This is a genomic window from Streptomyces gobiensis (genome assembly GCF_021216675.1).
GTDB lineage: Bacteria > Actinomycetota > Actinomycetes > Streptomycetales > Streptomycetaceae > Streptomyces > Streptomyces gobiensis.
On the sequence record NZ_CP086120.1, the window covers coordinates 4,907,255 to 4,919,848 of the forward strand.

Genomic DNA, 12,594 nt, shown 5'->3' on the forward strand with positions numbered 1-12,594 from the left:
TCACCTACACGCAGAGGACCCCGGCCGCCATCACGCGGCCGGGGTAACGCCAGCCGCAGTCCGTTGCTCCTCAAGGCCGAGCCACAGGCAACTGGTTGCACAGTCAAACGTTCTGGTTGTATGGTCGAACCATGTCGAGGGATCGCAGGACTGATGACCCGGTTGTTTTCCAGAAGGCACTGGGGAGTTTCATCCGCGCCTTCGGGCTGCACCAGCCGGAAACAACTCCCTGTGGCCAGCCGATCTCCGTCTCCGAGGCGCATGCCCTGGGCGAGTTGGCGCAGGAAGGCGAACTGCGGCAGGTCGAACTGACCCGTCGGCTGCGGCTGCAGAAGAGCACCGTGAGTCGGCTGGTCGGGCAGCTGTCCGCTCGCGGCTGGGTGGAACGCGTCCCGGCACTCGACGACGGACGGGGCGTCGTACTGCGACTCACCTCCTCGGGACGGCGAGCTGCGCAGAACCTGGACGAAGCACGACGGGAGCGGTTCTCCCGACTACTTGAATCGATCCCGGATCACGAACGAGCGGGCGTACTGCACGCCCTCGATGTCATGGTGGAGGCACTGGATGAGTAACGGCAGACGCCGGGCCCTGGGGGCGGGTGCGGCTGTGGCCGTCATCGGCGTGGCGGTGGCTGTGGCCCTGGTGGCCGGCGGATCGCAGCAGGATTCGGGCGACCGGCAGACAGACCGGCAGAAGGCGGTGGCCGAGCGGGGCCAGAGCGTGATGCCCTTCGACCTCGAACAGACCACGCACCGCTTCACGCCCACGGCAACGGGCGGAATCCAGGACGTCGTGGCCGACCAGCGCGGCGATGCCGAGCAGGTCGACCTGATACGCGCGCATCTGCGAAAGGAGGCCCAGGCGTTCAGCCGGGGTGACTTCTCAGACCCATCTCGGATCCACGGCGCGGACATGCCCGGCCTTGCCGAGCTCCAGGACGGCTATGACCGTTTCGAGGTGCGGTACGAGGAACGGGCGGACGGAGCCACCTTGACCTACGCCACGGATGATTCCGCGCTGGTCGACGCCCTGCACAGCTGGTTCGAAGCCCAGCTCGGCGACCACGGCGCGCACGCCAAGCCCGGCCATTGAACCGGCGGCCTGTCGACAAGTGGGAACTGTGAGCTCGGACGTAGCAGCACGTCCGGAGGCCACGATTAGGCGGCTTATGCAAGCTGGTTCGGTCGAGTCGCCGGGGGGCTCGACCCGTCGTGCTGACACCGGATGCACCGTGCTTCTCCCGCATGCCTTGGCGCGCCGGTGTGGCTGGACTACTTCGATGAGGCGGAGCTGCGTGCTCAGCAGGGCACGTGCTTGATGCATATCGGGGAGTTGGACGAGGCCGAGAGTTCACTTGGCGGAGGCGTTGGCGATCCGTCGCAACGGTCGTCGCGATGCCCACCTACGTGACCAGGTGAACTACGGTTTGAGACTTGCCGACATCGCTCTGTCTAAGCGGGATATCGATGGGGCCTGCGAACGAGCGTACGAGGCCGTGAGCGCCAACCGTGGCGTCACGTCCACGAGGATGACTACGAATACCGCTGACTTTATCAGCCGGATTGCGGCATACCGGACCCATAGTGCGGTGCGCGAACTCATCGACATCGCGGAATCCTCGGAGTGAGCTACAAGTCGACAGGTTCTCTTCCCCGTACAGCACGGAGAACGGCCGGGGTATCGGATAGATCGGTGAGAACGACATCGGCCCCTGCTGCAGTCAATTTCTCAGCGGAGGTGGAGCCAGTTGCGACCGCTACGACCCTCGCGCCCCCGGCCTGCGCGGTGGCGATGTCCAGTACCGTGTCGCCGATGATCACGGTGTTGCTGCCGTTGTATGAGTACTTCAGATATTCCTTGGCACGGCACCAGGCGTGGGGCAGCAGTTCCGTGCGCTCAGTGGCGTCGTCGCCGTATGCGCCCGCAGCGAAGTCGATGTGCTCGGCAAGCCCGAAGACGGTGAGCTTCAGCTCGGCCAGAGTGCGCATATTGCCGGTCAGTGCGGACTGATGGACCCCAGGAAGTCCGGAGAGCGCCAGCAGTGCTTCGGCAGCCCCGGGCAGCACTCGACCCGCTTCGGCGAGGAGGCTGCACCGAGCCCGCAGCTCCTCAGCGACAGCCTGAGTGAAGCGACTGATGATCTCGGGTTCAGGATTGATGCCGTGCAGCCGCAGCGTTTCAGCGGTAACTGTCATGCCGAAGTCGTACAGCGTTGGGGTGCCCTTGGTATGCCACCAGCGCAGGGCGCTGGTGATCTCGTCGGCGAGGTTACGTAGTCCGTAGCGCCGTATGGTCGCTCCGGTAATCCGCGCCCAGGAGCTGCCGTCTTCGGTGAGGGCGAACCAGCCGTCTGCCTGCTGGTAGAAGGTGACGTCGGGCAGCTTGGCGGCTAGCGCGAATTATGCGTGACTGCTGAGTTGGCCCAAGTCGAGGCGTTCTTGTCGCCGCCACCGACGGTGTCTGACTTACCGTCCGTGTCGCCGGGCGGGCCCTTCGGTGGTTCCTCCGGCGGCGGCTTACCGTGACCACCCATGAGTGGGTCTCCCTTCGGTTGTCCGTCGCTACAGTTTCGGACCGCCGGGACGTCGGTTCCTATGAGCGTTTATGACAGCACGCCGGGTCCGGTTCAATTCGGGGATGTTTAGGCCGACTTGACACAATGATGCGCGTGACGGTGTACCTTGGGTGACGACTCGCTTCGTTTCCGTAACGAAGCAGCCCTTGGCAGGTGCGGACAACACCGAACCAAGGGCCTACACCGACGAGTGGACAGGACCCACTGACGATGCACTGCGATGTTAGCGCGCCTGTGCGTGCTCCTTTCCTGCAAACCCCTGAAGCGTTGATCTATGAGGTGGGGCTGTCTGATGCCGGGTTGCGGTTGTTGCAGGCGATGGTGAAGCTGGCGCCCCGGAACGGTCGGAACAGTGACGCGGTCGCCAGGGGGTTGGGGATGGGGAAGGAGAAGACCAACGCGGCGCGTAAGTGCCTGCGGGAGCATGGGCATTGGCATGCGCGGAAGCGGCAGAACGGGGAGGGGCGGATTCGGGATCAGCGGATGGCGTCGCTGGTGCCGTTGCGGACGAAGGCGGAGGTGGAGGCCGGGTGGGCGGCGGCTGAGGAGGCCGTACGGCTGGGCAAGGACACGGAGCAGTCGCGGAGGCTGGGGGTGCGGATCCTCAACTCAGCTCAGTGGCAGCCGAAACCGGCCGCCGGTTCGCCCGCTCCACGGCCCGCCCGGCGGCGGCCCCCGGAGGGGCACGAGACAGACGTAGTCCAGACCCCCCTCCCTGTCCCCGCGCAAGCGCCGAAGCCGAAGCCAGCGTCGCAGGCCGGGCCGGAGGGGGAGGCGGGGTTGTCGGCGTTGACGGGGCCGTTGGCCTCGTATGCCGTGCGGGCTGAGGGGGTGTTGATGCGGTTGCGGCGGACGACGCCGGAGCTGGTGTTGTCGGGGGATGACGCGCGGGAGTTGGCGCAGATCGCCGGGCATTATCTGCTGCGGGGTGAGGGGCCGGAGACCATCCGGGCTGTGGTGGTGCAGGGGCTGCCGCCGGAAGGGGTGCGCTCGCCCAGAGGGTTTGTACGGCAGCGGTTGCTGCGGTATCTGCCGCCGCTGCCTGCCTGGGCAAAGCCCAATCTACGGAAGCCGGAGAAGCCCGACCCCGTCCCCGCCGGGCCGGACGAGCCGCCCCGTGCCCGGCCTGGCGAGCCGGCTGACCTGATCCGGCAAGGACACGGCTGGCGAGCCGCCTTTCAGGCCGCCGCTGGCCGGGAAGGGTTCAGCTCATCCTGAGGGCCAGGAAGAAGTCCAGCTTGTCCTCCAGGCGGGAGAGGTCGCGGCCGGTGAGCTGCTCGATGCGGCCGACCCGGTAGCGCAGGGTGTTGACGTGCAGGTGGAGGCGGCCGGCGCAGCGGGTCCAGGAGCCGTCGGAGTCCAGGAACGCTTCCAGGGTGGGGACCAGCTCGGCGCGGTGCCGGTGGTCGTAGTCGCGCAGCGGGTCCAGCAGCCGGGCGGTGAAGGCGCGGCGGACATCATCCGGGACAAAGGGGAGCAGCAGGACATGGGAGGCCAGCTCCTCGTGTCCGGCCGCGCACATCCGCCCCGGGCGGGCCGCGGCCACCCGGCGGGCGTGCCGGGCCTCCTCCAGCGCGCCGCGCAGCCCCTCGGCGGAGTGCACGGAGGCGCTGACGCCCAGGGTGATGCGGCCGTCGTCCGCCAGGCCGCGCTCCAGGGGTTCGCGGACGGAGGCCAGCAGGGCGTCGGCGTGCAGGGCCGGCCCGGCGCCGACCTCGGTGTCCTGGTCGGGTCCCCGGTCGGCTTCGACGCCGGGGATCGGGACCAGGGCCACCGCCTCCTCGCCGGTGTGGGCGACGGCGATCCGGTCCGCCGGGTCGGGGCCCGAGGTGCGCGGGTCGACCAGGGTCTCCTCCAGCAGTGACTGGGCGACCGGGCCGCCGGGGATGTCCCCGCCGGTCCACTCCACCGAGGCCACGACGACCTGCCACTGCGGGGCGCTGCCCAGGCCGGGCAGCAGGACAGGGGCCGCGACCCGCAGCCGGGCCGCGATCTCGGCTGGCGGCGCGCCCGCCTGCACCAGCTCCAGGACCTCCTGGGCCAGCCGGCGGCGTACCGTACGGGCGGCATCGCGGCGGTCCCGCTCCACCGCGATCAGCTGGGTGACGCCCTGCAGCAGATCGATCCGCTCCTCCGCCCAGTCACCGGCGTCCGCCTCCACGGCGAGCAGCCAGTCGGAGAGCACCGTCTCACGCAGATCGCGGCCGTTGCTGCGGATGGGGAAGAGCGAGTATGTGGTCTGGTCGACGATGGTCCGGTGCGGGCCGCGCCGTCCGGTCCGTACGGCCGCCAGATGCTCACCCGCGAGCCGTGCGCACACGGCCGGGGGCAGCTCCGGAGTAGTGGAGCCGGGGGCCGCGCCCGCGACCTGGCGGCCGGTGGGGGAGAGCACCCAGGCCCGCAGATCCAGATCCGAGCCCAGCAGATCGAGCACCACATCGGGGCCGCCGCCCGCCGGGCCCGCGGTCATCATCCGCCGGTGCCGGTCGACGACAGCGGCCAGATCCCCGGCCCGCTCGCCGGAGACCTTGCGCACCACATGCTCGGTGATCGTCGCAAAGGCGACATCCTCGTTGACGGCGAAGAGCGGCAGCCGGTGGTTCGCACAAGCGGCGATCAGATCGTCGGGGATGGCGCCCAACTCGGCCTCGCCCGCCGCCAGTCCGGCGACTCCAGCGGTGGTCAGGGTTCGTACGAAACGCTCAGAGTCGGACGGCTCGTGCCGCCAGGCCAGTCCGGTGAGTACCAGTTCGCCCCCCGAGAGGTAGCGGCTGGGGTCGCGTAGATCGGTGGTCATGACACCGCGGACGGTGCGGTCGAGTTCTTCCTCGCCGCCGAGCAGCCGCAGGCCCAGCGAGGCGGTGTCCAGCAGTGCGCGGAGCCGCATGTCGTCGCTCACCGTTCTGTCGTGTGTTGCCGTAGTAATGACGAGAGGCTTCAGAAACCCGTCTTTCGTTCGAATCTACAAGACGGGGTGGCTGGCCAGCCAATCGCTTCATGCCTTCGGTGACTGCACCGGTTGCTCACACGGACGGTCTACTTGGGCCACACGAGATGAACACCACATGAACGGGCCCCTCAGGCAAGGGCCGAATGGCTCTCAGGCTAGGGCCATACAGCACCTCGAGCGATCCGAGAAGAGACATCCATGGACTTCCTGCGCCCCGCCAGTTGGGAGGAGGCGCTCGCGGCGAAGGCAGAGCACCCCACGGCTGTGCCCATCGCGGGCGGCACCGACGTGATGGTCGAGCTTAACTTTGACCACCGTCGGCCCGAGTACCTGCTTGACCTGAACCGCATCAGCGATCTGCGTGAGTGGGAGGTCGGAGAGGAGAACGTCCGGCTGGGCGCCTCGGTTCCCTACACGAAGATCATAGAGAACCTGCGCGACGAGCTGCCGGGTCTCGCCCTGGCAGGTCACACCGTCGGATCCCCCCAGATCCGTAACCGCGGCAGCGTCGGCGGCAATCTCGGAGCCGCCTCCCCGGCCGGGGACTCCCATCCGGCACTGCTCTCGGCCGGAACCGAGGTCGAGGTGGAGTCGGTGCGCGGCACCCGCTTCATCCCGATCGACGAGTTCTTCACCGGGGTCAAGCGCAACGCGCTCGCCGAGGATGAGCTGATCAAGACCGTGCACATCAAGAAGGCCAGCGGTCCGCAGCAGTTTTCCAAGGTCGGCACCCGTAACGCCATGGTCATCGCGGTCTGCGCGTTCGGTATCGCACTGCACCCCGAGACCCGCACGGTGAAGACCGGCATCGGCTCGGCCGCCCCGACACCCATCCGGGCCCGGGAGGCGGAGGACTTTCTGAACGCCGCGCTCGCCGACGGCGGCTTCTGGGAGAGCGGCAAGATCATTACCCCGTCGATCGCCCGGCAGTTCGGGGAGCTGGCCGCCGCCGCCTGCAACCCCATCGACGATGTGCGCGGCAGCGCGAAGTACCGCCGGCACGCGGTGTCCATCATGGCCCGCCGCACCCTCGGCTGGACCTGGGACACATACCGCGGCATGGGCCACAGCGCCCGTAACTCCGAGGGAGGCGCACAGTGCGCGTGAACTTCACGGTCAATGGCCGTCCACATGAGGCAGACGACGTCTGGGAGGGCGAGAGCCTCCTCTACGTCCTGCGTGAGCGCATGGGCCTCCCGGGCTCCAAGAACGCCTGCGAGCAGGGCGAGTGCGGCTCCTGTACGGTCCGCCTCGACGGCGAGCCGGTCTGCGCCTGCCTGGTGGCCGCAGGCCAGGTCGAGGGCCGCGAGGTCGTCACCGTCGAGGGCCTGGCGGACTACGCCAAGCAGCGTGCCGAGGGCGGCTGCGCCACGGGCGCCTGCGGTGGCGGCGGTACGGACCTGGGCGCCGCCCAGCAGTGGCAGGCCAGGCCCGCCGACTCGCAGACCGGCAAGAACACCCCGCTCTCCCCGGTCCAGCAGGCCTTCATCGACGCCGGCGCGGTCCAGTGCGGCTTCTGCACTCCGGGTCTGCTGGTCGCCGCCGATGAGCTGATCGAGCGCAACCCGCAGCCCAGCGACGCCGACATCCGAGAGGCGCTGTCCGGCAATCTGTGCCGCTGCACCGGCTACGAGAAGATCCTCGACGCGGTCCGCCTCGCGGCGGCGCGCGGCGAGGCGGACACGTCCGCGACCGCAGGAACGGGGGCCTGACCCATGGGTGTCACGCGCACTCCCACCAGCCTCACCCAGGGCAGCCAGACCAAGGGCGGCATCGGCGAATCCACGCTGCGCCCCGATGGCACCCTGAAGGTGACCGGCGAGTTCGCGTACTCCTCGGACATGTGGCACGAGGACATGCTGTGGGGCTTTACGCTCCGCAGCCCGCACGCGCACGCCGAGATCAAGTCGATCGACACCTCCGAGGCGCTGGCGCAGGCCGGTGTCTACGCCGTGCTGACCTACGACGATCTGCCGACCGAGGTCAAGAACTACGGTCTGGAGATCCAGGACACCCCGGTACTGGCCCATGGCCGGGTACGGCACCACGGTGAGCCGGTGGCCATTGTCGCCGCCGACCACCCGGAGACCGCGCGCCGCGCCGCCGCGAAGATCAAGGTCGAGTACGCCGAGCTGCCCGTCGTCCACGATGAGGAGTCCGCGCTCGCCGAGGACGCCCCGCTGCTGCACGAGGGCCGCGACGACCATCACGCCGGTCATGTGCCGCACCCGAACGTCGTACACCGGCAGCCGATCGTCCGTGGCGATGTGGCAGCGGCCAAGGCCAAGGCCGATGTGATCGTCTCGGGCGAGTACGAGGTCGGCATGCAGGACCAGGCCTTCCTCGGCCCGGAGTCCGGCCTCGCCGTACCGGCCGAGGACGGTGGCGTCGATCTGTACATCGCCACCCAGTGGCTGCACTCGGACCTCCGGCAGATCGCCCCGGTGCTGGGTCTGCCCGAGGACAAGGTGCGGATGACGCTCTCCGGCGTCGGCGGTGCCTTCGGCGGCCGGGAGGATCTGTCCATGCAGATCCACGCGTGCCTGCTGGCGCTGCGCACCGGCAAGCCGGTCAAGATCGTCTACAACCGGTTTGAGTCCTTCTTCGGCCATGTCCACCGGCACCCGGCCAAGCTCTGGTACGAGCACGGGGCCACCAAGGACGGCAAGATCACGCACATGAAGTGCCGGATCGTGCTGGACGGCGGCGCCTACGCCTCCGCGTCCCCGGCCGTCGTCGGCAACGCGTCGTCCCTGAGCGTCGGCCCGTATGTCATCGACGATGTCGAGATCGAGGCCATCGCGCTCTACACCAATAACCCGCCCTGTGGCGCCATGCGCGGCTTCGGCGCGGTGCAGGCGTGCTTCGCCTATGAGGCGCAGATGGACAAGCTCGCGGAGAAGCTGGGCATGGACCCGGTGGAACTCCGCCAGCTGAACGCCATGACGCAGGGCACGATCATGCCCACCGGCCAGGAGGTGGACTCCCCGGCCCCGGTCGCCGAGATCCTCCGCCGGGTCAAGGCCATGCCGCTGCCGCCCGAGAAGCAGTGGGAGACCGGCGATGAGTCCGGCACCGACACCGATGTACGGGCCCTGCCCGGCGGGCTGTCCAACACCACCCATGGTGAGGGCGTCGTCCGCGGTGTGGGATATGCCGTAGGCATCAAGAACGTCGGTTTCTCCGAGGGCTTCGACGACTACTCCACGGCCCGCGTCCGGCTTGAGGTCATCAACGGCGAGCCGGTCGCCCTGGTGCACACCGCGATGGCCGAGGTCGGCCAGGGCGGCGTCACCGTGCACGCCCAGATCGCCCGCACCGAGCTGGGCGTCACCCAGGTGACCATCAACCCGGCCGACACCCAGGTCGGCTCGGCGGGCTCCACCTCAGCCTCCCGGCAGACGTATGTCACCGGTGGCGCGGTGAAGAACACCTGTGAGGCCGTCCGCGAGAAGGTGCTGGAGCTGGGCCGTGCCAAGTTCGGCACGTACCACCCCGCCTGGGCCACCGCGGAGCTGCTCCTGGAGGACGGCAAGGTCGTCACCGACGGCGGCGAGGTGCTGGCCGACCTGGTGGACGTCATCGAGGGCGAGTCGATCGACATCGAGCTCGAATGGCGGCACCGCCCGACCGAGGCCTTCGATCTGAAGACCGGCCAGGGCCAGGGTCACGTCCAGTACTCCTTCGCGGCCCACCGTGCGGTCGTCGAGGTCGACACCGAGCTCGGCCTGGTCAAGGTCATCGAACTGGCCTGCGCCCAGGACGTCGGCAAGGCGCTCAACCCCCAGTCCGTCGTCGGCCAGATCCAGGGCGGTACGACCCAGGGCCTCGGCCTGGCGGTCATGGAGGAGATCGTCGTGGACCCGAAGGCCAAGGTCCGCAACCCCTCCTTCACCGACTATCTGATCCCGACCATCCTCGACACCCCGACCATCCCGGTCGATGTCCTGGAGCTGGCCGACCCGAACGCGCCCTACGGCTTGCGGGGTATGGGCGAGGCACCCACGCTCTCGTCCACCCCGGCCGTGGTCGCGGCCATCCGCCAGGCCACCGGCCTGGCCCTCAAGCGCGTGCCGGTCCGTCCCGAACACCTGACCGGCACATGAAAAACTTCCGGTCGGGGCCGTCGCCCCGCCTGGAAGCTCCGCCCCTACCGCCCCCCACATAAACCCCCCATACCCCCCACGTATCACCCCCCACGTAACCCCCCCATATGAGCAGCACCCAGTAAGTACCCACGTTCGTCTCGGGCCGTTCCCCGCGTCGTGCATCCCAAATCCCGCGCGGTTCAACCGTTCTGCGGGTGCCCCTGTGAACCTTGGGAGTTGGCACAATGGCACAGTCATCAGTAGAGCCGAAAACCTCACCAGAGGCCTCAGGCACCGGCTCTCGCCCACCCGCTGGAAGAGGCTGGCTCGACCGGTACTTCCACATATCAGCACGTCAGTCAACGGTGGGCCGGGAGGTCCGCGGCGGCATCACCACCTTTATGGCGATGGCGTACATCCTCCTGCTGAATCCGCTCATCCTGAGCGTCGAGGACGTCAACGGCAACACGCTCAACGCCTCCGCGGTCGTGACCGCGACGGCGTTGGCCGCCGCGGTGACGACCATCCTGATGGGTGTGATCGGCAAGGTGCCGCTCGCGCTCGCCGCCGGACTCAGCGTCTCCGGCGTCCTGGCGACTCAGGTCGTCCCCGGCATGACCTGGCCGCAGGCCATGGGCATGTGCGTGATCTACGGCGTCCTGATCATGCTTCTTGTGATCACCGGTCTCCGTGAAAAGATCATGAACGCGATCCCGATGGGGCTCAAGCACGCCATCACCATCGGTATCGGACTCTTTGTCGCGATGATCGGCCTGGAGAAGGCTGGCTTCGTCGGCCGTGGCGCCGAAGGCGGTCCGCCGGTCACCCTTGGTGTGGGCGGCCATCTGGCGGGCTGGCCGGTCTTCGCCTTCTGCATCACCCTGCTGGCCATCTTCATGCTGCTGGCCCGCAACATCCCCGGGGCGATCCTGATCGGTATCGGGGTGGGCACCGCCTTCTCCCTGGCCGTCACCTGGATCTACGGCCTGACGGACAAGGACTGGGGCCTGTCCAGCCCGGAGATCTCCGGCAGCCTCCTCTCCTCGCCAGACTTCAGTCTCTTCGGGCAGGTTTCATTCGGCGGCTTCGCCAAGCTCGGCGCGACGACGGTCACCATGATTGTCTTCACCCTGGTACTGGCGGGCTTCTTCGACGCGATGGCCACCATCATCGCCGTCGGCCAGGAGGCCAAGCTGGCCGATGCGAAGGGCCGGATGCCCGGTCTCAACAAGGCCCTGCTGATCGACGGTGCCGGTGGCGCCATCGGCGGTGCCTCCAGCGCCTCGGGCCAGACGGTCTTCATCGAGTCGGCCAGTGGTGTCGGCGAGGGCGCCCGGACCGGTCTGTCGGCCACCGTCACCGGCCTGATCTTCGCCGCGATGCTGCTGTTCACCCCGCTGGCGGGGCTTGTTCCTGGTGAGGTCGCTGCTGCCGCTCTGGTGGTCATCGGCGCGATGATGATGCAGAACGCCCGGCACGTGGACTGGAAGGACCGCTCGATCGCCATCCCGGTCTTCCTGACCGCGGTACTGATGCCGTTCACCTTCAACATCGTCACCGGTGTCGCTGCGGGCGTCATCGCCTACAGCGCGATCAAGCTTGCGCAGGGCAAGTGGCGCGAGCCGGGACTGTTCATGTGGATCCTCACGGCGCTGTTCATCTTCAACTTCGCCTTCAACGACATCGGGCACTGAGCCCGGGGAGGGACCAATGCCGTGCCCTCCCCGCAACCGCAGACAAGGAGACTGCCATGCTGGACATCGCCGAAGAGCTGAGCCGGTGGTGCGAGCAGGGACGTGACTTCGCCGTCGCCACCGTGGTGGCGACAAACGGCAGCGCGCCCCGTCAGCCTGGCGCGGCCCTCGCGGTCGACGCCGAAGGCACGGCGATCGGCTCAGTCTCCGGCGGTTGCGTGGAGGGCGCGGTCTACGAGCTGTGCCAGCAGGCGCTCGAGACGGGTGAGTCCGTCACGGAGCGCTTCGGGTACAGCGATGAGGACGCCTTCGCCGTGGGCCTGACCTGCGGCGGCGTTATCGATGTCCTTGTCACCCCCGTACGCGCGGGGACATCCCGGGCTGCCGATACGGCGCTCCGCCCGGTCCTCGCCGAGGCGCTGGCCGCCGCCGCCAGAGGGGAGGCGGCGGCGGTCGCGCGCATTGTCTCGGGCCCCGCTGACCTGATGGGCCGGGCGCTGTATGTGCGTCCGGACGCTACGTATGAGGGCACGCTCGGCGGCCACCCCGAGCTGGACCGTACAGCTGCGGCTGAGGCCCAGGCCCTGCTGGACGGTGGCCGGACGGCCACCGTCGAGATCGGCGCCGACGGCAGCCGCTGCGGTGAGCCGGTCATCCTGCTGGTCGAGTCCAGTGTGCCGCCGCCACGGATGCTGGTCTTCGGCGCCATCGACTTCGCCTCGGCCCTGGTCCGTATCGGAAAATTCCTGGGCTACCACGTCACGGTCTGTGACGCCCGGCCGGTCTTCGCCACCGCCACCCGCTTCCCCGAAGCCGACGAGATCGTCGTCGACTGGCCGCACCGCTACCTCGACAGCCAGGAGCTGGACAGCCGTACCGTGCTGTGTGTCCTGACCCACGATGCCAAGTTCGACATCCCGCTGCTGGAACGCGCGCTGCGGCTGCCCGTCGCCTACGTCGGCGCGATGGGCTCCCGGCGCACCCATGAGGATCGCCTGCAGCGGCTGCGGGACGCCGGGGTCTCTGAGCTGGAACTGGCCAGGCTGCGCTCTCCGATCGGCCTCGACCTGGGCGCCCGTACGCCCGAGGAGACCGCGCTGTCCATCGCCGCCGAGATCATCGCGAGCCGCCATGGCGGCTCCGGTGTCCCGCTCACCGGAGCACACACACCCATCCACCACGATGGCGCCTCGGCTCCGACGGGCCGTATCGGATCGGTGGCCTGAGCGGCGCCGGGCCACGTACGCGCATGGGTCTGGACGTGCCCAAGCGCCAGCGCTAGCT

Annotated in this window: 10 protein-coding genes; 8 read left to right on the forward strand and 2 right to left on the reverse strand. The window is 68.6% G+C overall.

The features are described 5' to 3' along the window. The first annotated feature begins 131 nt into the window (after positions 1-131). On the forward strand, positions 132-575 hold the full coding sequence (locus tag test1122_RS22785; protein ID WP_232271034.1) for a MarR family winged helix-turn-helix transcriptional regulator: 444 nt from the start codon (positions 132-134) through the stop codon (positions 573-575). Next, complete coding sequence (locus tag test1122_RS22790) at positions 568-1,095, forward strand: aspartate carbamoyltransferase (protein ID WP_232271035.1); 528 nt, start codon at positions 568-570, stop codon at positions 1,093-1,095. The genes test1122_RS22785 and test1122_RS22790 overlap by 8 nt, the downstream gene beginning before the upstream one ends. A gap of 536 nt (positions 1,096-1,631) precedes the next feature. Here test1122_RS22790 and test1122_RS22795 read toward each other — a convergent pair. After that, positions 1,632-2,198: an HAD hydrolase-like protein gene (locus test1122_RS22795; RefSeq protein WP_232271036.1), complete on the reverse strand. Its 567-nt coding sequence runs from the start codon at positions 2,196-2,198 to the stop codon at positions 1,632-1,634. A gap of 758 nt (positions 2,199-2,956) precedes the next feature. On the opposite strand from test1122_RS22795, the gene test1122_RS22800 reads away from it, so the two are divergent. Then, positions 2,957-3,796 carry a hypothetical protein gene (locus test1122_RS22800; protein ID WP_232271037.1) on the forward strand — a complete coding sequence of 280 codons (840 nt, stop codon included), beginning with the start codon at positions 2,957-2,959 and terminating at the stop codon, positions 3,794-3,796. Here the strand turns inward: test1122_RS22800 and test1122_RS22805 are convergent. Beyond that, positions 3,783-5,465 (reverse strand): PucR family transcriptional regulator, encoded by a 1,683-nt coding sequence (locus test1122_RS22805; protein WP_232272035.1) that lies wholly within the window; start codon positions 5,463-5,465, stop codon positions 3,783-3,785. The genes test1122_RS22800 and test1122_RS22805 overlap by 14 nt on opposite strands. Before the next feature lie 261 nt (positions 5,466-5,726). On the opposite strand from test1122_RS22805, the gene test1122_RS22810 reads away from it, so the two are divergent. From test1122_RS22810 to test1122_RS22830, 5 genes are all read left to right on the forward strand, one after another. Beyond that, positions 5,727-6,635: an FAD binding domain-containing protein gene (locus test1122_RS22810; protein WP_232271038.1), complete on the forward strand. Its 909-nt coding sequence runs from the start codon at positions 5,727-5,729 to the stop codon at positions 6,633-6,635. Continuing rightward, on the forward strand, positions 6,626-7,240 hold the full coding sequence (locus test1122_RS22815; protein ID WP_232271039.1) for a (2Fe-2S)-binding protein: 615 nt from the start codon (positions 6,626-6,628) through the stop codon (positions 7,238-7,240). The genes test1122_RS22810 and test1122_RS22815 overlap by 10 nt, the downstream gene beginning before the upstream one ends. A gap of 3 nt (positions 7,241-7,243) precedes the next feature. Further along, positions 7,244-9,634, forward strand: a complete 2,391-nt coding sequence (gene pucD / locus test1122_RS22820; protein ID WP_232271040.1) for a xanthine dehydrogenase subunit D — start codon at positions 7,244-7,246, stop codon at positions 9,632-9,634. Between the two features lie 227 nt (positions 9,635-9,861). Continuing rightward, complete coding sequence (locus test1122_RS22825; protein WP_232271041.1) at positions 9,862-11,310, forward strand: NCS2 family permease; 1,449 nt, start codon at positions 9,862-9,864, stop codon at positions 11,308-11,310. Positions 11,311-11,366: 56 nt separating this feature from the next. Beyond that, positions 11,367-12,536 carry an XdhC family protein gene (locus tag test1122_RS22830; RefSeq protein WP_232271042.1) on the forward strand — a complete coding sequence of 390 codons (1,170 nt, stop codon included), beginning with the start codon at positions 11,367-11,369 and terminating at the stop codon, positions 12,534-12,536. The last annotated feature ends 58 nt before the right edge of the window (positions 12,537-12,594 follow it).

Coding starts and splice junctions, on each gene's coding strand:
- test1122_RS22790 (WP_232271035.1), top strand. CDS start 568: ATGAGTAACGGCAGACGCCGGGCCCTGGGGGCGGGTGCGGCTGTGGCC.
- test1122_RS22825 (WP_232271041.1), top strand. CDS start 9,862: ATGGCACAGTCATCAGTAGAGCCGAAAACCTCACCAGAGGCCTCAGGC.
- test1122_RS22785 (WP_232271034.1), top strand. CDS start 132: ATGTCGAGGGATCGCAGGACTGATGACCCGGTTGTTTTCCAGAAGGCA.
- test1122_RS22800 (WP_232271037.1), top strand. CDS start 2,957: ATGGGGAAGGAGAAGACCAACGCGGCGCGTAAGTGCCTGCGGGAGCAT.
- test1122_RS22810 (WP_232271038.1), top strand. CDS start 5,727: ATGGACTTCCTGCGCCCCGCCAGTTGGGAGGAGGCGCTCGCGGCGAAG.
- pucD (WP_232271040.1), top strand. CDS start 7,244: ATGGGTGTCACGCGCACTCCCACCAGCCTCACCCAGGGCAGCCAGACC.
- test1122_RS22795 (WP_232271036.1), bottom strand. CDS start 2,198: ATGACAGTTACCGCTGAAACGCTGCGGCTGCACGGCATCAATCCTGAA.
- test1122_RS22805 (WP_232272035.1), bottom strand. CDS start 5,465: ATGCGGCTCCGCGCACTGCTGGACACCGCCTCGCTGGGCCTGCGGCTG.
- test1122_RS22830 (WP_232271042.1), top strand. CDS start 11,367: ATGCTGGACATCGCCGAAGAGCTGAGCCGGTGGTGCGAGCAGGGACGT.